An 18,294-nucleotide genomic window follows, 5' to 3' on the forward strand; every position below is an offset into this window, starting at 1 on the left:
CTGATAAATTCCTCAACCTGATTTAAAAGTCCTTCGTATGCATTCATATTACAATCTCTACTCAATAGAATAACTTACTAAGGTAGTAAATATTGCTGAATCAATCTGTTTAAGCCGTCTGTAGAACGTTACAATGTTTTATCTTTGCACAAAAAAACAATTATGTCAGATACACCTGTTCGCGTTCGATTTGCGCCGTCACCCACCGGACCACTTCACATGGGAGGAGTCAGAACGGCACTTTACAATTATCTACTGGCTAAAAAAAGCGGTGGTTCTTTTATTCTAAGAATAGAAGATACTGATCAGACCCGTTTTGTTCCCGGTGCGCAGGAGTACATTATTGATGCACTAAACTGGTGCGGTATTATTCCGGATGAAGGTCCGGGTATAGGTGGAGAATACGGCCCTTACATCCAGTCTGAAAGGAAACCAATGTATCGCCAATATGCTGAAGAATTGATCCAAAAAGAAATGGCCTATTATGCTTTCGATACAGCAGAGGAATTAGCTAATATGCGTGAGCAGGCTAAAAAGATGGGAATGCCCAACTGGCAATACAATTGTGTTACCCGAACGAATATGAAGAATTCGCTCACTCTTCCTGCCGATGAAGTACAAAAGCGTCTTGAAAACGGGGACCCTTATGTTGTCCGTATGAAAATGCCCCGTAATGAAGATATCCGTTTTGAAGATCAAATCCGTGGATGGGTGGTTGTAAACACCAATAATCTGGACGACAAAGTTTTGTTTAAAAGTGACGGAATGCCAACGTATCACCTTGCAAATATAGTTGATGATCATACAATGGAAATCACGCATGTTATCCGTGGAGAAGAATGGTTACCCTCCGCTCCGCTACACATGTATATGTACCAGGCTTTCGGGTGGGAAGCTCCGAAATTTGCCCACCTTCCCCTACTCCTTAAACCGGACGGAAACGGAAAATTATCCAAACGTGACGGAGACCGCTTAGGCTTTCCTGTTTTCCCAACAAACTGGGAAACAGCAGAAGGAGAATTATATACTGGTTACCGTGAACAAGGTTATTTTTCAGGAGCCTTTGTAAACATGCTTGCATTCTTAGGGTGGAATCCAGGTACTAACCAGGAAATTTTCTCAATGGAAGAGCTTATTAACGCATTCAGCATAGAGCGTGTGGGTAAAGCAGGAGCTAAATTTGATCCAGATAAGACAAAATGGTTCCAGCAACAGTATCTCAGAAATACGGATAATACGAAACTCACTGAAATCCTTAAAAAAGAAGCAAATCTTTCTTCGTATTCTGACGATTATCTAGCTCATGTTTGTGAGTTGATGAAAGAACGTGCCACTTTTGTAAAAGATATCTATGCAGAAGGCGCTTATTTCTTCGAAAAACCTGCTTCTTACGACGAAAAAACCGTTAGCAAGAAGTGGAAAGAAGGAACGACTGAACTTATGCAGGAATGGAGTACACGAATGGCTTCTCTTTCAGATTTTACAGAAGAAACTATTGAGGTCGCTTTTAAATCCTTCCTTGAAGAAAAAGAAATGGGAATCGGAGCTGTTCTTCCTAATTTCCGTGTTCTGATTACCGGGAAAGGAATGGGACCAAGTATGTTCTCCATCTGCTCTCTGTTAGGCAAAGAAGAATGCCTTTCACGCATGGAAGAAGGAATTTCCAAAATAGGAAAATAAACAATGAAGCACATTATAGAAGTCAACGGTATAAAGCTTTACACAAATCACGGCTGCTTGCAGGAAGAAGCTGATATTGGCGGGCACTATACCGTTGATGTTTCCATGACAACTGATTTTTCACTGGCTGCAAAGGAAGATGACCTAAGTAAAACGATTGATTATGTACTTGTTAATCAAATAGTTCATGAGGAAATGATGCAACGCTCCAAACTAATTGAACATGTCGGACAGCGCATTATTGATCGCATAAAAAGAGAGTCTGAAAACCTGTTTTCCGTACGTGTTAAAGTCACAAAAATTACACCCCCCATAAATGGAGATGTGGATAATGTGGCGATAATTATTGAAGAATAGTCTTTCTTTACTTTTTTTTATTAATTTTGTGACCCGCATGGAAAATGGTCCTGTGGCCGAGTGGCTAGGCAGAGGTCTGCAAAACCTCGTACAGCGGTTCGAATCCGCTCGGGACCTCATAATAACCCTTTGATTTTCAATAAGTCAGAGGGTTTTTTGTTTTCTTCAACTCGCCTTCTTCTGAAATTCGTTAACTTTGAATGCAAATCCTGTTTGTATGAATAGTATCAAAAATGGCTTGCTGCTTCTCCTTTCATTATCCCTATTCAATTCCGCAAAAACACAATTGAACTACGAAATTGGTGCAGAAGTTACGGCCGCCAGTTTCTCAACATTCGGTGGAAGTGCAGGTGGTGGTGTAAAGTTTTCTATGGTTACCGAAGGAGGACTTGCCTTTGGTCCCTCTTTCCGCTATCAACACTTCTGGAGTAAAAACAACTATACAGGAGTAGGAAACTCGGGTTCTATTTATGGTGGTGGTCTTTTCCTTCACTATCGTTTTTACGAATGGTTCTTTGTAGGTGCCGAGTTGGAGATGCTTAAGAATCCTTTCGGATCAGTTAATCAAGGTGTACGTCCCGAAAAATGGACTCCAACTGCTTTTCTTGGATTAGGTATGTCCAAAGAATTCCTAATTAACGAATTTCCGATACGTCTAAACGTTGGTATTTTATACGATGTTTATGATGGTGTCAGAGAAGATTTAAATTCGCAACCTTCCCCACTCCGCAATGACTATTTTATCAAGTTGGCTGATCCTATTAATCCGAATCTGGGACGCTATCTTCCCATCATATACAGAATTGCTTTATTCATTCCTCTTAATCGGAAAAAGGCTGAAAAAGAAAACGAGGAAGAAGACTATTGATCTCTTACCCCGTTCATTTTTCTTTAATATATCCTGTCTGTTATTTCAATTTTTCCAAAGCAATCCGCAAGGAATCCAGGGCATCGTTTACATCTTCAATGGAAGCTGTCCCCACAGAGAGTCTGAACCAGGGTGAATCCTTTTCAGCTCCAAAAGCATAGAAAGGGACCAAAGCTATTTTCGCTACATCCAAAATATACTTTGTAACATCTTCCATTGACTCAAGTGTCATACCCTCCTCCGTCGTTTTACCACGTAAATCTAATTTCACTGTTAAATACATGGCTGCCTGCGGTGCAATTGCTTCAACCGTAAAACCTTCTTCCTGAAGTTTGCACAAACCTTCGTAAAAACCATTCAAACGTTCGCTTATACGCACTTTAATTGTATCGAGAAAGTGTTCGTACGTCTTTCTGTCTTTTAAGTAACGAGAAGTCGCTATTTGCTCCGCACGTGGTGCCCAAGCACCCACATGACTCAAAATTGATTTCATTTTTGAAATGATACGTTCCGGACCAAACGTCCAGCCAACCCTTACTCCGGTAGCAGAAAATGCTTTTGAAATTCCATCCACAAAAATGGTGTAATCACGTAATTCCGGATAGAGTGAAACAGGATCAACATGCTTAATATCTCCATACGTAAGCGCTGAGTAAATCTGGTCGTACATAATATAGACCGGTTTCTCCCCTTCCCCTCTTCTTTGATTTTCAGCTATAACCAATTCACAAATATCCCGCAAAGCCTCTTCTGTGAAAGTGGTACCTGTAGGATTCAGGGGAGAGCATAATGCCAGTAAAACCGTATCCTTAATAAATGGTTTTATGTCTTCAGCTGTCGGCATAAAATTTGTCTCAGGTTTTGTCTGAACACAAAGAGCTTTTGCTCCTGATAAATGGCAATAATGGTTATTATTCCACGAAGGAACCGGAAAAAGAACACCATCTCCCGGGTCAATAATAGCTTTGTATGTAGCATAAATTACCGGGCGCGCACCACCGGCAATCAGAATTTCATCGGGACTGTAATTCAATTTCTGCATCCCGGAAATATAGCTTGACACAGATTCCCTTAACTCTGCCATTCCGTTTCCTGCCGGGTAATTTGTCTCTCCGGATAGATATGCATTAATAATTTCCTGCTTTAGTTCTTCCGGAATTGGAAAAATCGACGGATTAAAATCACCTATTGTAAAATTGTAGATTTTTTCACCGTTTCTAATTTTTGTATTCACCTCTCCGGCCAGTTTTATAATCTCTGAACCTATAAGATTTTCAGCCATTTGCGAAACAGGAAGATGTTTCGATGCAGTTCCTTCATTCATGATAAAAAGAAAATAATTTGTTCATCAAAAGTAAGAAACTAAAACTGTATAGTTTAGAATTTGTTGTACTGAAATTAAAAAAGCGGGATCTGTTATAAGATCACCGCCTTTCCTTTTGTCTATGAAATTTTCTATCGTACTATTTCAAGAGATTGAACAAATGGTTTACCCGAATTGTTCACCGCTGTCCGAACTTCGATCTGATACACATATCTTCCTGCCGGAGCAGGCTCCCCTTCTGGTAAAGTTCCGTCCCATCTAAAATCAGGATCTTCACTTCGGAACACAACACGACCTCTTAAATCATAAATTTCTATTTTGAAATAAGAAAGTCTCTCCTTTGCTTTTATAACAAGGAAATCATTATCTCCATCTCCATTTGGAGTGATAATATTTGGCAATTTCTCAGAGAAAATGGTCGCTGATTCCTCTTTATGATGAACCAATATTTCATCATTTGTTGCCTCATTTATAACCGGAGTGTCATTCTCAGCCGAACTCTTACTAACGGAATCTCTTCCATTATTCACCTTCTTATCTTCCGTAACCGGATTACCCTTACTATTTGCTGTCGAATTCTCTTTTAGCTCTTCAACAAGCTGATCCAGATCAACCATTTCGGTTTCCTCTGCAGAAAATTCAGAAATATCTGCACTAATTTCCTCTCTCTCTTCCTGCTTATTATCTCGCTGTACTATCTCATTATCTAATGAAATATCTTCTGCAACAACCAATGTTGCTTCTTCTAAGACCAACTCATCATCAGTAGCAGTACTTTCAGGATTGATTTTTACTTCATCAGAAGGCTTTTCTATGAAGTTTTTCGTGTGTAGTTCTTTAGTTTTCTTAGTTGAAGAACCTTCAACAACAAAGTAAGAAATCAATCCTATTGTACCGATAGCAGTAGCAGCTATAATGAGTTTTGATGCAATACCTAATCCGGCAGAACCTGAAGCAGCAGCATTTGCTCCGACCTGTTGAGAAATGGTGCTCCACAGATCAGCATTTACGGGAGCTTCATAACTCCCCAGCTCCTCTCTAAAAAGCTTCTCTATATTTTCAGTCTTCTTCACGTTTTAACGCTCTTGTTTCTAGTTTTTCAATGCAATCACGTAAATACGCTCTTGCTCTTGAATATTGTGATTTAGACGTGTTTTCACTAATCCCAAGTTCATTAGCTATTTCTTTATGACTATATCCTTCTATAGCAAACATATTGAACACAATTCTGTATCCATCCGGGAGTGTAGATAAAACACGTAACAGTTCCTCTGCTGCAAGTTTACCACTGATCATTTCATTATCACTTAACATATACTGCAACTCATCCACATCACTGTGAAAAGCGTGCTTTTTATGTTTTCGGATCAGATCAAGTGAAGTATTTACCATAATTCGACGTATCCAGCCTTCAAAAGAACCGTCCATCTTGAATTCCTTTATTTTGGTAAACACTTTTACAAAACCCTCCTGAAGGGCATCCTGTGCCTCTTCCTCCGATTTGCAATAACGCAAACAAACTCCCATCATCCTGCCAGAGAACATGTCATACAACTGCTTTTGAGCTCTTGGATTTCCGGAAACACATCCTTCAATCAGTTCCGCCTCATTCATAACAATTTGTACTTCTATCAGACATCAAATATCGAAAATAAGTTGCATCGCATAGAAAAAATTGAAGGAATCTCATTATTTTCAACGCATTGAAAATAGACTTTATAATGAAATATTATATTCTCACGGTTGGTATTATAGCGTTACAAATCAATTCTTTATTTGCTCAAAAAATACCTACTAACGGTAGATGGAATGGTTACCTGCAACTCCATAAAAATACTGTTCTTCCTTTTCAATTAGATATTTCAGAAACTACCTTTGAAGTAGTTAACAATACTGAACGTATCCTTCTTGAAGTCCGAAAAGGAGAGGATTCAACTGACCTTCTATTCCCCGATTTTAACTCTTTTCTTCGTGTGAAAATTGAATCCGAGAATTCCATTCGTGGTTATTGGTATAACCGACTTAAGGGAGATAATTATAAAATTCCTTTTTCTGCCAAACCGTACTTATCTCTGGACGATGTTGCTTCGCTAAATGTATCCGGAAAATGGGAAACTACTTTTTCTCCTCAATCTGAAGATGCTTATAAAGCTTTAGGTGTTTTTGAACAAGATTCAAACATTGTTACGGGTACTTTTCTAACGGAGACCGGAGATTATCGCTTCCTTTCAGGTACTATCCTAAATGACAAACTGGTAATCAGTACTTTTAATGGTTCTTTTGCCTTTTTATTCACAGCTACAGTAACCGAAAATAAACTGGAAGGTATGTTCTATAGCGGTAATCACTGGAAAACTAATTGGGAAGCTTTAAAGAATGAAAATTTTAAACTCGCTGATGCCGATTCACTTACTTATGTTACAAATGAGGAACTCCCTGTGAAATTCGAATTTCCGGATCTTCAGGGAAATACCTTCTCTTACCCTAACCCGGATTTTGAAGACAAAGTGGTGATTATTCAGCTGATGGGCAGTTGGTGTCCCAATTGTCTGGATGAATCGCTGTTCTATAAATCACTTTATGAAAAGTACGCAGCAAAAGGTCTGGAAATCATTTCGGTTTGTTATGAAATTCCCAAATCTGTAGAACAAAGAATGGAAGGAGTAAAAAGAATGAAAGCTAAAAATGATCTTCCCTTTCATTTTGTTCTTGCCGGTAGTGCAAAAAAGGATTGTGCATCAAAACATTTTCCTATGTTAAATGATATCATGTCCTTCCCTACATCTATCATTATTGACAAATCGGGAAAAATACGAAACATTCACACCGGGTTTTCAGGACCCGGAACAGGAGACTATTATCTAGAATACGAAAAAAATACTACTCAATTAATAGAAGAATTACTGTCCGAATAAAAAACAGCAACTGAATTTATTTCAGTTTATTAACAACAGGGCGTTTTTCAGCATTTGCCAGTTTCCAGGTTACCAAAAAAATCAAACGGGTAACACTCTCTAGTTTCTCAAAGTCTATTTTTTCAACTGTATCTGTAGGTTGATGATAGTCTTCATGAACTCCGGAAAAGTAAAAAATCGAGGGAACGCCATGAACGACAAAATTATAATGATCGGATCGGTAATAAAACTGGTTGGGATCATCTTCCGAATTGTATCTGTAATCCAGTCGAATCTTTCCAAATTCTTCCGCTGTAGCTTCATTAATTTTGTGTAGATCATCACTTAATCGATCTGAACCAATTACATAAATGTACCCGGGGTCTTCGTTTAAATCATCTGACCTACCGATCATATCTATATTCAGATTGGCTATCGTATTTTGCATCGGAAACACCGGATTTTCCGAATAGTACTTCGAACCTAATAAACCTTTCTCCTCTGCTGTAACCGGCATAATAAGTATGGTTCGTAAAGGACCCTGCCCTGCTTCTTTTGCAAGCGCCAAAGATTCAGCAATTTCCAGCAGGGCAACAGTACCTGATCCATCATCATCCGCACCGTTGTATATCACTCCGTTTTCTTTTCCCAAATGATCATAATGAGCTGTCAAAACCACAACTTCGTCTTTCAAAACAGGATGAGATCCGGGAATAACCCCCAAAACATTTTCCGTCTCAATTACTTCTACCCTCTCATTCAATTGTACATTTCCCTGTAGTGATTCCTTTAATCGCCCGGAAGGTTTTTTTATCCATTTCTTAACCTTTCCTGACAACTCAAAACTTTTCTTATCAATAAATAATGAAGAAAAAGGGGTTTTTGTATTCCCCGGAAAAACCAATCTGGCTTCGTTAAAATAATGTCCATATAACTCGTTAAAATTATCCCAGTCTTCAATCAAAAAACCAACTCCTCTGAACCCTGCCTTCTGAACATCCTTTATTCTTCCGAATAATTCCCGATACGTTTCCTTCCCCTGAACTAGCAAAGCATATTCATGTTCTTTCGCAACACTATTTGAAGAGAAAGGAACAAATTCTATATTCTCCTCCTCTACCGTATTCGGCCCGGTATATAAAAACTGACCGGGAAAAGATAATCTCGTACCATTCACCTCCAGTTCTCCACCCGGAATTACTTTATGAAGGTTAAATTTCTGAAAATATGAATCTAATGCTTCTGCTTGCTCAAGTCCATAGGCCGCAAACTGCTCACTCAGATAAGCAGCTGCCAACTTTTGTCCTTTTTCACCTGTTCCTCTTCCTTCAAAAGCATCAGAAGCAATAATCTCAAGGTGCCTTTTCAATTCTACTCCTGTAATAGAATCCATAAAAGGCTGCTGACCATAAACAGATATAGTCAGAAAAAGAACAACAAACAATAAACGCATAACCTGATAATTAAGAGCAAGCAATTTTATTCACCCGATTGGCGTGTCTTCCGCCTTCAAATTCTGTAGAAAAGAAAGTATTTACCATTTCTACTGCTGCTTCCTTACTGATAAACCGGGCAGGAAGCGCAATTATATTTGCGTTATTATGTAACCGTGCCAATTCTGCTATTTCAGTTTCCCAACACAAAGCACAACGAATTCCCTGATGTTTGTTAGCCGTCATACTAATTCCATTACCACTTCCACAAATTAAAATTCCCAGTGTATTCTCATTCTTTTCAACAAAATCTGATACTGCGTGTGCGTAATCCGGATAATCCGTACTATCCGCAGAATAAGTTCCGTAATCTTTTACCTCATACCCTTTCTCAGTAAGATACTCTTTGAGATATTCTTTCAATTCAAAACCTGCATGATCACAACCAATCGGAATAATTCTGGACATTTCTTAGCTATTTAAACAATAATTAACCTCTACAAACATATTCGGTTTCAAAATTACTGCTTATTCACAAACAAGTCAATTTATTAACATTAAAGAAAAACACGTTTTCATAAACACTTAATAATCAATAGAAAACATTTCTATTTTATCCACACCGAATTACAACTTACTGTTAAAACGATGTGTGAAGAAATCAATAAGAAACTGTTGCTATTCACAAAAAAGAAATGGTATATACAAGAAAACGAATCTACCAAGTGGAGATAAGGTCATTTTGTAATGAGTTATTAACGATAGAATAAACGTATATCACCCTACTATTTCCTAAAATTTAATTAACATTAAGAATATTCACTGTTTTGTTAATAAGCCATACAAAAACACCTGAATCAATACATTCCGAAAAAAAGAACTGTTGAAAACATAGCTTTAAAACTTCATAAGTTATATTTACAACTGTAAAGTGTATTATTTTTTCACATTATCCACAGCCTTAATAAAGAATAATAAAATCTCTTTTTAAAAATTAATTTATAATTATGATAAAAGAAAGAATAGCAAAAGGGTACTTGGTATTTAGTATTTTTCTTGCTATCTTCTTTTCGGGTTCTTTTTTCGCACAGAATGACACCACTAGATTTTATTATCAGGATAGTTCTGTACATAGTGTAGGAGTAATGCTTAACGGACAACCTGAGGGGTTGTGGAAAACCTATTTTCAGGCAGGTACTTTAAAAAGTAAAGTCAACTGGAAAAATGGAAAATTGAACGGGACTTCTTCTTTTTATGTTCCTGAAGGTATATTGATAAAATCTATAGAATATACTAATGGATTAAAAAATGGTTATACGACTGAATTTGATTCCACGGGAAATAAGATACTGGAACTACCGTACGAAAGCGATACGTTAAACGGAACAGGGTATCGTTATTATCCTTCAGGTATTTTAAAGGAAGAGTTTTTCTATTCAAACGGAAAGTTAGACGGTACACTCCGTAAATATGGTGAAGATGGGCGTTTAACAGGCATTTCACGCTTTGAAGAAGACAGCCTTATACAACAGACTTATATTAATCAACTGGATGAAAACGGAAGAAAGCAGGGTTTTTGGGAAACAAGGGATAAAGCAGGAAATCTTCTGGAAGAAGGAAAATATAGAGATGGTAAACGTAACGGCTCGTTTCGTAAGTATGATAGGTATGGTCGTGTAAGTCATCTGGAAGAGTATTTGAATGGGAAACTAGTTGAGCAACAGGAATTTTCTTCTTTGCGTTTCAAAGAAAAATTCCATGAAGAGTCAGGACTTTGGTCAAGGGGACCGGAAAAGAATGGCCTGAAGATAGGAACGCACCATTTTTATGATTCTACAGGAAATAGATTGTTTTCGGAAGTATACCGGGATGATACACTAACGGGTAGAGGAATCGTATCAGATGCAGGGATAAAAGACAGCATGTGGCTTTATTTTTTTCCGAATGGTCAAAAAAGTTCAGAAGGATCTTATCAGCAAGGTCAAAAAACCGGAAAATGGATTTTCTATTACCCGGATGGGAAAAAAGCACAGCAGGGATATTACCGGGATAATCTTCCTCATGGTTCATGGGTATGGTATTATTCTAGCGGGCAGGTAAGAGCTGAAGAAAACTACTATAAGGGAAAATTGGAAGGAACACAAACGGAATATGATTCTTTAGGTAAATGCATTACACAGGGCATATATGTAGGAGGGGCAAAAGATGGTGACTGGTTTTATTATGTGGGAGATCATAAAGAAAAAGGAAAATATGAAATGGATTACAGACAGGGGGAATGGATCTATTATTACAATGATGAACAAATTGTTTTTAAGGGAGAGTTTAAAGATGATAAGCCGGTGGGAAAACACAAAGAATGGTACGGAGACGGTAGTTTAAAATCAATAAAACGATACAAACCAGGCGGAAGAAAACATGGAAAATGGAAATTATTCTATAAAGATGGTTCCATAGAACATACCTTATACTACAAAAATGGTAAATTGGTCAACATTGATGGAAAAGCTGTAAAAAAAGATTAAACTTAACCGGTGCAAAAACATTCTTTACATAAAAAAGAAATTCACTTTTATCAGTACACTGACAGAGAAGATGATTTTAGAAGATTAAGCCTGATATATGGATTCAGTGCTCTTTTTATACTTCCTTTATTTACCATACTGGCATTTAATACTGATATTCCGGATATATATGCCTATATATCGATATTTGCTTCCGGGTATACATTTTTGATTATTCTGGTAACCTATTTTGTAACTTCACTGCGAACTTATATTTTTCCTTTTCATTTTTTATTCTTTTGCGGAGCAACATTATTTTTGGGATGGGACCTGATACAATCCGGTTTTCAGCCTGTTCATAAAATACCTTTTGTATTTCTGTATGCGGTTATTGTCATTTCGCTGCAACGATTTTACTATACAATTATTTACAATACGCTGATTGCAGTTTCGATCAGTATTGCGGGGGTTTTGTTCAGTGAATTTTCGAATCAGTTGATTGCACTTGGAAGTTTTGTGTTTATCGCAGGATCCGTTTCGGTGCTTTCTCTTTATTCGCGGAACAGAATGATAAGTAGAATACAGGATTATTCCATGTATCTGTCAGCTATTATTAATCAGCCAGGAATTGGGATTGCACTTATCCGTAATGAACATAAACCTGAGATTGTTGACTACAACAGCTATTTTATCAGTTTATTAGGATTGGACGAAAATATATCAGACCAGAAAACAAAGAGCCTGCTAGAAAAGATTATAGCGAAGAAAAATAAATCAGTAGGAAACCGATTTGAGTATGAAATAGAAGAAAAAAAGCAATGGGTTGAACTATTTCTGGACGAAATTGAGCTGTACGAAGGAGCATTTTTACTCCTAAAGGTAGTAGATATAACCCTTAGTAGAGAACAAAGAGAGCTGATCCACAGAAATGAGACAAGATTCAGATTGTTGTTTGAAGAAAGCAACGACGCAATCTTCATTATGTCAGGTGGAAAGGTCATTAATGCCAACATGAATGCTGTCGGATTATTCCAAAAGAACCAGGAAGAATTACAGGGTACAAACTTATGGGATTTTGGTGCACCGCATTTGGACAGTGCACTCCTGAAAGAACATTTTGAACGTTTGGATGAGGTGAATAACAAAGTACGTCTGGAGTGGGATTTTATCCGTACAGATGGCAAAATTATCCACGTAGAATTATCTCTCATTCTCATGTTTGCTAACGGAGAACGCTTTGAACAATGTGTCGTAAGGGATATTACCGAACAGAAGAATCATGAACATCAGTTAAAAACTACACAACAGACATTCAAAAACATCATAGAGAATATTCCGGAAGCTATTCTGCTGTTTACAAGAAATACAGTAGTTTTTGCCAATACGGAAGCGTACCGTATGTTGAATTTCACATCAGATTCTATTTATTCGGTGGAGTTAGATGAATTATTTATTGACAAAAACAAAGACATTTTTATAAAAGCCATTAATAATCACGGTCCGTCTAAAAAACTGGTAAATGAACAGATAGAAATCCAGCGTTTTAACAGTGATGAAAAAATAGATGTTGAGTTTACGCTTACTAACACCATTTTTAACGGTGAAAAGGTATCAATGTTGATAATCAAGGATATTTCACTTATTAACAAATTGGCGGGTCAGAGGTTTAGAGCGGAAGTAGCGGAGGAAATGAACAAAAAACTGGTTCATGAAATTGAAGAGCGACGAAAAACAGAAAAACTGTTACAGGAACAATCGCTAAAGTTAAAAGCTATTATAGAAAACTCTTCCAACACACTTATCTGGACGGTCAACAGGGACTTCGAATTATTAATGTTTAACGAGTATTTTCATTCCACCATCTTCCACCTTTTTTCAGTGGAATTATCAGAAGGGGTAAACATGGTTGACTTGTTCACGACGTACATGGATCAAAAGGGATCCGAAGTTTTTCAAAAAGGAATGAATAAAGTACTATCGGGTCATTCTACCCAAATTGAAAATAAACTGAGCATAGGAGAAAGAAATTACTGGATCGAGACTTTTCTCAACCCGATAATTGATACAGAAGGAAATGTGATTGAAATTTCTTGTGTTTCCCACAACAGTACAGAAAAGAAGGAAACCGAACAGGAAATCATTAATTCACTAAGGGAAAAGGAAATATTACTTAAAGAAGTTCACCATAGAGTAAAGAACAATCTGCAGGTTATTTCCAGTATCCTAAATCTTCAGAGTTCTTACGTAACGGATGAAAATACGCGAAACATACTTCAGGAATCTCAGAACAGGATTAAATCCATGTCTTTTATACACGAAAATCTGTATCAGAAAGACCGTTTTTCGTCTATCGATTTTTCGGAGTATATTTTTAATTTATCGAACAATTTAGTACATTCATATCAAATTTTTGATAATTTAGTAGAAATTAAATACGATATGGAAAAGATCCATTTGAGTTTGGATCAGGCCATTCCATGCGGATTAATTGTTAACGAACTTGTTTCTAACGCACTTAAATATGCTTTTCCTGAGGATTTTGACAATGGTGAATTGTTAATAAAACTTAAGAAAAAAGATGAAAAAATTGAATTGATGATAGGAGACAATGGAATAGGTCTGCCCAACAATTTGGATATCAACAAAACGGACACTTTAGGGCTTCAACTTGTATTGACACTGATCGATCAGTTAGATGCCGATGTTGAGATTAAAAGGGGGGAGGGTACAAAATATTTCATTACTTTTGAACTTTTAAACGTGTAAATTATGCCGAAGACGAATGTATTGGTAGTCGAAGACGAATCAATTGTATCGAAAGATATTCAGCACAGCCTGAAAAAGTTGGGATACAATGTGGTTGGAGCAGCTTCTACAGGAGAGCGGGCCATTGAATTGGCAAAAAGCGAAAAACCGGATATCGTACTTATGGACATTATGCTGAAAGGTGAAATGAACGGTATAGATACAGCGGATATTATGAAATCGGAATTTGGTATTCCGGTTATTTTCCTTACGGCGTATGCAGATGATTCAACATTATCGAAAGCGAAAGTTACCGAACCATACGGATACATAATCAAACCATTCAAAGAGGTTGATTTACATACGACAATTGAAATGGCGCTTTATAAGCACAATAAGAACAAAGAAGTTGAAAAAGAGCGTGATTTGTTGTATTCAATTGTTGAAAACAAAGATAGTCAGGAGTTTATTTTCGTTAAATCCAACAGTCGTTTGGTAAAGTTGAACACAAAAGATATTTATTTTGTGGAAGCGTTAAAAGACTATGTGGTTATTAACACATTGGATAGCCGGTATACAATCCATTCTACAATGAAGGACATTGAAAAAAAGCTTCCCGGAGACCAGTTTACGCGTGTTCACAGATCGTATATTGTTCGATTGGATAAAATTCAGGCTATTGAGTATCCGAATTTACATCTTGAAAACGATAAAAAAATTATTCCGATCGGCGGTTCATACAGAGATGAACTTCACAATAAAATTAACCTGGTATAAGGTTGAATAGGAAATAGTAAAATTAAAAAAAGAGCTGTCCCTTTAAAGGCAGCTCTTTTGGTTTTTATTAACAGCTTATTAGCGTTTATAACTAGTGATATTTAACAATTTTACGTAATTTTGCATAGAAAATTTTAAAACTACGGAAATGGCTGAAACGCTGATTGACTCGGGAATTAAAGAAATTCTAAATCAACTAGGAATAAACGAAATTAATAAAGGAGCTTCTACAGGTTCTTACTGGTTTAATACCAGGGGAGAGAAAATAGACTCAATTTCTCCGGTAGACGGACAATTGATAGCTTCTGTTAACGGAGCAGGAGAAAATGACTATGAAGCTACAATCATAAAAGCGCAGGAAGCCTTTTTGGAGTGGCGTATGGTTCCGGCTCCGAAAAGAGGAGAAGTAGTTCGTCAGCTTGCTGAAAAGCTTCGCGAATACAAAGAGCCTCTTGGAAAACTGGTTTCTTATGAAATGGGTAAATCTCTTCAGGAAGGTTTGGGAGAAGTTCAGGAAATGATCGATATCTGTGACTTTGCTGTTGGTTTATCACGTCAGTTACATGGTCTGACTATGCACTCGGAACGTTTCGGACACCGAATGTACGAACAATACCATCCGCTGGGAATTGTCGGAATTATTTCAGCATTTAATTTCCCTGTGGCAGTTTGGAACTGGAATACAGCGCTTGCCTGGGTTTGTGGAGACGTTTGTGTTTGGAAACCATCAGAAAAAGTGCCATTGACAGCGATCGCTTGTCAGAAAATTACAGCTGAGGTTTTTGCTGCTAATGATGTACCTGAAGGAGTATCCTGTTTGGTAATCGGTGATGCGGAAATTGGTAAACTGATGGCTGCTGATAAACGTGTTCCTTTGGTTTCTGCAACAGGATCGACCCGTATGGGTAAATCAGTCGGAGCTACAGTCGGAGAAAGACTGGGACGTTCGTTACTTGAATTAGGAGGAAATAACGCAATTATTATCACTCCGGATTCAGATCTTAAGATTGTTGTTCCCGGTGCTGTTTTCGGTGCTGTTGGTACAGCAGGACAGCGTTGTACTTCAACACGTCGATTGATTATTCATGATAGTATTTATGATAAAGTAAAAGATGCTATTGTTAATGCGTATAAGCAATTGAAAATCGGTAATCCGTTGGATCAGAACAACCACGTTGGACCACTTATCGACAAAGATGCAGTGAACATGTATCTGGCAGCTTTGGATAAAGTAGTAGAAGAAGGTGGAAACGTTTTGGTTCCGGGTGAAGTTCTTTCAGGAGAAGGATACGAATCAGGATGTTATGTACGTCCGGCTATTGCTGAAGCAGAAAATACTTTTGAAATTGTTCAGCACGAAACATTTGCTCCTATTCTGTACTTGATGAAGTACTCGGGAGGTGTTGAAAATGCAATAGTTGTTCAAAATGGTGTTCCTCAGGGATTATCTTCAGCAATAATGACAAACAACTTGCGTGATGCTGAGAAATTCCTTTCAGCAGCCGGATCTGACTGTGGTATTGCTAATGTAAACATCGGTACATCAGGAGCTGAGATAGGTGGTGCTTTCGGTGGAGAAAAAGAAACCGGAGGAGGTCGTGAATCAGGATCGGATGCCTGGAAAGTATACATGCGTCGTCAGACAAATACAATAAACTATACCGACGAGCTTCCACTGGCTCAGGGAATAAAGTTTGATTTGTAAGAAAAAATAATTTTTGAGAGAGGCTGATTCGGTAAGAGTCGGCCTCTTTTTTTGCCCCTAACTTTCAGATACTTTGAGAAATCAACAGTTGATAACTCATAAATCGTTCGTTGGAGCGTTTAAAATTTATGTAACTTTACAACAAATAATTTGAAACTATGGGATGTGCGAGTTGCTCCAATTCTGGAGGAGTTCCGCGCGGTTGTAAAAATAACGGTACTTGTAGTTCAGGTGGATGTAATAAACTAGGTGTGTTTGACTGGCTTTCCAATATGGTAATTCCAGGCGGACAGAGCCAGTTCGATATAGTTGAGGTTCGCTTCAAAAACAGCCGTAAGGGCTTTTTCAGAAATACACAAAACGTTTCCCTGCAAGTGGGGGATGTGGTTGTTGTTGAAGGAAGCCCCGGATTTGATGTCGGAGTTGTATCAATCGTTGGTGAATTGGTACGCATTCAGTTGAAGAAAAAAGTGCCGGGATTTAAACCGCACGAAGCTCGGAAAATATATAGAAAAGCCACACAGGAAGATATTAATCTGTGGAAAGAGTCACGTGATATGGAATTTGAAACCATGCACAAAGCGCGTAAAATTGCGGGTAGACTTGGTTTGGAAATGAAAATATCTGATGTTGAATTTCAGGGTGATAAGACAAAAGCAACATTTTACTACACTGCTGATCAGCGGGTGGATTTTAGGCAACTGATTAAAGATCTGGCAGAAACATGTAAAGTACGGATTGAAATGCGCCAGATTGGTGCCCGTCAGGAAGCTTCCCGTTTGGGAGGAATAGGTTCCTGTGGTCGCGAACTTTGTTGTTCAACCTGGTTAACGGATTTCAGATCTGTATCTACGAGTGCAGCAAGATATCAGCAGTTGTCATTGAATCCGCAGAAACTCGCGGGACAGTGTGGTAAATTGAAATGCTGCCTGAACTATGAGTTGGATATGTACCTTGAGGCGCTTAAAGATTTTCCGTCAACGGAGGTAAAGTTGCATACGGAAAAAGGGACGGCGTTTCATATAAAAACAGATGTTTTTAAACGAGTTCTCTGGTATATTCACGAAACGAATGAAGTAGGAGCTTCTTCGGGATTAATTGCACTTTCTCCCGAGAGAGTATCAGAAATCATTGATCTGAACAAGAAGAATAAGAAACCACTTGACTTGAAAGAGTTCAAAGAAGAAGTGGAAGTAGCAGTACCTGATTATACTAATGTTGTAGGGCAGGATAGTCTTGACAGGTTTGATAACGTTTTCAAAAAGAAAAAGAAGAAAAAACGAAAAAAGCCGGTAGTAAAAGCAGAGGACAATACAGCAAATAGGAATAACACAAAAACAAATACACCTCCGCGTCAGAAAAACAATAACAGACCCAGACCGGAAAGAAAAGCAAACCCCTCTTCTGGAGCCAGCAAAGAGAATCGGGAAAAAACAGCAAACGATGCAACGAACAATGCACCACAGAAAAGCCCGGTTAATAAGAAAAGAAGAAACAATAACAACAGGAACAGAAAACCAAAACCAAAGAATGGTGAAGGCAATAATTAGTGGAATAGCAGCTGTACTTTTACTGGCGGGATGTGGTCCTAAACCCATTTATGAAGACACGTATGATTTTACAGATCATTCCTGGGGTTCCGGTGAATCACCTCGATTTACTTTTAGTGGTAAAGATACTTCTGTTTTTTATAACTATGTTGTTACACTCCGGACGACACCGGAATATGAATACAGTAATCTTTGGGTTTTCATGTATACGAAAAACCCGGATGGGAAACAGCGGAAGGATACACTGAACTTTCCGCTGGCAGATCCGGATGGAAAATGGCTGGGAAAGAGAACAGGTTCTATTGTAGAACATGAAATGCTGATTGGTTGGCAGAAAAAATTCCCGGCTTTGGGTGAGTACGAAATACGTTTTGAACAAGCGGTTCCCGATCCGGAACTTAAACATGTTTTGGATTTGAGTTTACGTGTTATAAAAGCAGAGAATACGAACAAATAA

The 18,294-nt window shown here is 37.9% G+C and carries 15 protein-coding genes and 1 tRNA gene; 11 read left to right on the forward strand and 5 right to left on the reverse strand.

What is annotated here, in order from left to right; genetic code table 11:
* Positions 1–162: 162 nt before the first annotated feature.
* The 4 genes from gltX (at position 163) to AC4PL9_RS11190 (ending at position 2,905) form a co-directional block, all read left to right on the forward strand.
* The gene (gltX, locus tag AC4PL9_RS11175) at positions 163–1,680 is read left to right on the forward strand and encodes a glutamate--tRNA ligase (RefSeq protein ID WP_491604838.1); all 1,518 of its coding nucleotides are present in this window, start codon (positions 163–165) and stop codon (positions 1,678–1,680) included.
* A gap of 3 nt (positions 1,681–1,683) precedes the next feature.
* Positions 1,684–2,037 carry a dihydroneopterin aldolase gene (gene folB, locus AC4PL9_RS11180; protein WP_491604839.1) on the forward strand — a complete coding sequence of 118 codons (354 nt, stop codon included), beginning with the start codon at positions 1,684–1,686 and terminating at the stop codon, positions 2,035–2,037.
* 46 nt (positions 2,038–2,083) lie between these two features.
* A tRNA-Cys gene (locus AC4PL9_RS11185) sits at positions 2,084–2,154 on the forward strand.
* 100 nt (positions 2,155–2,254) lie between these two features.
* Positions 2,255–2,905 carry a hypothetical protein gene (locus AC4PL9_RS11190; protein WP_491604840.1) on the forward strand — a complete coding sequence of 217 codons (651 nt, stop codon included), beginning with the start codon at positions 2,255–2,257 and terminating at the stop codon, positions 2,903–2,905.
* Positions 2,906–2,945: 40 nt separating this feature from the next.
* Here the strand turns inward: AC4PL9_RS11190 and AC4PL9_RS11195 are convergent, their stop codons facing one another.
* The 3 genes from AC4PL9_RS11195 to AC4PL9_RS11205 all read right to left on the reverse strand — a co-directional run bounded on the left by AC4PL9_RS11195 (position 2,946) and on the right by AC4PL9_RS11205 (position 5,843).
* Complete coding sequence (locus AC4PL9_RS11195; protein WP_491604841.1) at positions 2,946–4,229, reverse strand: pyridoxal phosphate-dependent aminotransferase; 1,284 nt, start codon at positions 4,227–4,229, stop codon at positions 2,946–2,948.
* 131 nt (positions 4,230–4,360) lie between these two features.
* Positions 4,361–5,302, reverse strand: coding sequence for a T9SS type B sorting domain-containing protein (locus AC4PL9_RS11200; protein WP_491604842.1), 942 nt, complete (start codon positions 5,300–5,302; stop codon positions 4,361–4,363).
* Positions 5,289–5,843, reverse strand: coding sequence for an RNA polymerase sigma factor (locus AC4PL9_RS11205; protein ID WP_491604843.1), 555 nt, complete (start codon positions 5,841–5,843; stop codon positions 5,289–5,291). Before AC4PL9_RS11205 ends, AC4PL9_RS11200 begins: the two co-directional genes overlap by 14 nt.
* Before the next feature lie 107 nt (positions 5,844–5,950).
* Between AC4PL9_RS11205 and AC4PL9_RS11210 the strand changes: the two genes are divergently transcribed.
* Positions 5,951–7,144, forward strand: coding sequence for a peroxiredoxin family protein (locus AC4PL9_RS11210; RefSeq protein ID WP_491604844.1), 1,194 nt, complete (start codon positions 5,951–5,953; stop codon positions 7,142–7,144).
* A 16-nt stretch (positions 7,145–7,160) separates the two neighbouring features.
* On the opposite strand, the gene AC4PL9_RS11215 is transcribed toward AC4PL9_RS11210, so the two are convergent.
* Positions 7,161–8,576: a M28 family peptidase gene (locus AC4PL9_RS11215; RefSeq protein ID WP_491604845.1), complete on the reverse strand. Its 1,416-nt coding sequence runs from the start codon at positions 8,574–8,576 to the stop codon at positions 7,161–7,163.
* A gap of 10 nt (positions 8,577–8,586) precedes the next feature.
* A complete protein-coding gene (rpiB, locus tag AC4PL9_RS11220) occupies positions 8,587–9,024 on the reverse strand; it encodes a ribose 5-phosphate isomerase B (RefSeq protein WP_491604846.1) in 438 nt (145 codons plus the stop codon).
* Positions 9,025–9,563: 539 nt separating this feature from the next.
* On the opposite strand from rpiB, the gene AC4PL9_RS11225 reads away from it, so the two are divergent.
* The 6 genes from AC4PL9_RS11225 (at position 9,564) to AC4PL9_RS11250 (ending at position 18,294) form a co-directional block, all read left to right on the forward strand.
* A complete protein-coding gene (locus tag AC4PL9_RS11225; RefSeq protein ID WP_491604847.1) occupies positions 9,564–11,081 on the forward strand; it encodes a toxin-antitoxin system YwqK family antitoxin in 1,518 nt (505 codons plus the stop codon).
* Positions 11,082–11,090: 9 nt separating this feature from the next.
* Positions 11,091–13,826, forward strand: a complete 2,736-nt coding sequence (locus tag AC4PL9_RS11230; RefSeq protein WP_491604848.1) for a PAS domain-containing sensor histidine kinase — start codon at positions 11,091–11,093, stop codon at positions 13,824–13,826.
* A 3-nt stretch (positions 13,827–13,829) separates the two neighbouring features.
* The gene (locus tag AC4PL9_RS11235) at positions 13,830–14,582 is read left to right on the forward strand and encodes a response regulator (RefSeq protein WP_491604849.1); all 753 of its coding nucleotides are present in this window, start codon (positions 13,830–13,832) and stop codon (positions 14,580–14,582) included.
* A 148-nt stretch (positions 14,583–14,730) separates the two neighbouring features.
* On the forward strand, positions 14,731–16,287 hold the full coding sequence (amaB, locus tag AC4PL9_RS11240; RefSeq protein WP_491604850.1) for an L-piperidine-6-carboxylate dehydrogenase: 1,557 nt from the start codon (positions 14,731–14,733) through the stop codon (positions 16,285–16,287).
* Between the two features lie 158 nt (positions 16,288–16,445).
* Complete coding sequence (locus tag AC4PL9_RS11245) at positions 16,446–17,837, forward strand: PSP1 domain-containing protein (RefSeq protein ID WP_491604851.1); 1,392 nt, start codon at positions 16,446–16,448, stop codon at positions 17,835–17,837.
* Positions 17,818–18,294: a gliding motility lipoprotein GldH gene (locus AC4PL9_RS11250; protein ID WP_491604852.1), complete on the forward strand. Its 477-nt coding sequence runs from the start codon at positions 17,818–17,820 to the stop codon at positions 18,292–18,294. Before AC4PL9_RS11245 ends, AC4PL9_RS11250 begins: the two co-directional genes overlap by 20 nt.

It is taken from the genome of Wandonia sp. (assembly GCF_984588085.1).

Excerpts from the sequence above, each read along its gene's own strand:
- AC4PL9_RS11190 (WP_491604840.1), top strand. The coding sequence starts at position 2,255 with ATGAATAGTATCAAAAATGGCTTGCTGCTTCTCCTTTCATTATCCCTA.
- folB (WP_491604839.1), top strand. The coding sequence starts at position 1,684 with ATGAAGCACATTATAGAAGTCAACGGTATAAAGCTTTACACAAATCAC.
- AC4PL9_RS11225 (WP_491604847.1), top strand. The coding sequence starts at position 9,564 with ATGATAAAAGAAAGAATAGCAAAAGGGTACTTGGTATTTAGTATTTTT.
- AC4PL9_RS11215 (WP_491604845.1), bottom strand. The coding sequence starts at position 8,576 with ATGCGTTTATTGTTTGTTGTTCTTTTTCTGACTATATCTGTTTATGGT.
- rpiB (WP_491604846.1), bottom strand. The coding sequence starts at position 9,024 with ATGTCCAGAATTATTCCGATTGGTTGTGATCATGCAGGTTTTGAATTG.
- AC4PL9_RS11235 (WP_491604849.1), top strand. The coding sequence starts at position 13,830 with ATGCCGAAGACGAATGTATTGGTAGTCGAAGACGAATCAATTGTATCG.
- AC4PL9_RS11210 (WP_491604844.1), top strand. The coding sequence starts at position 5,951 with ATGAAATATTATATTCTCACGGTTGGTATTATAGCGTTACAAATCAAT.
- AC4PL9_RS11195 (WP_491604841.1), bottom strand. The coding sequence starts at position 4,229 with ATGAATGAAGGAACTGCATCGAAACATCTTCCTGTTTCGCAAATGGCT.
- amaB (WP_491604850.1), top strand. The coding sequence starts at position 14,731 with ATGGCTGAAACGCTGATTGACTCGGGAATTAAAGAAATTCTAAATCAA.
- AC4PL9_RS11205 (WP_491604843.1), bottom strand. The coding sequence starts at position 5,843 with ATGAATGAGGCGGAACTGATTGAAGGATGTGTTTCCGGAAATCCAAGA.
- gltX (WP_491604838.1), top strand. The coding sequence starts at position 163 with ATGTCAGATACACCTGTTCGCGTTCGATTTGCGCCGTCACCCACCGGA.
- AC4PL9_RS11245 (WP_491604851.1), top strand. The coding sequence starts at position 16,446 with ATGGGATGTGCGAGTTGCTCCAATTCTGGAGGAGTTCCGCGCGGTTGT.
- AC4PL9_RS11250 (WP_491604852.1), top strand. The coding sequence starts at position 17,818 with ATGGTGAAGGCAATAATTAGTGGAATAGCAGCTGTACTTTTACTGGCG.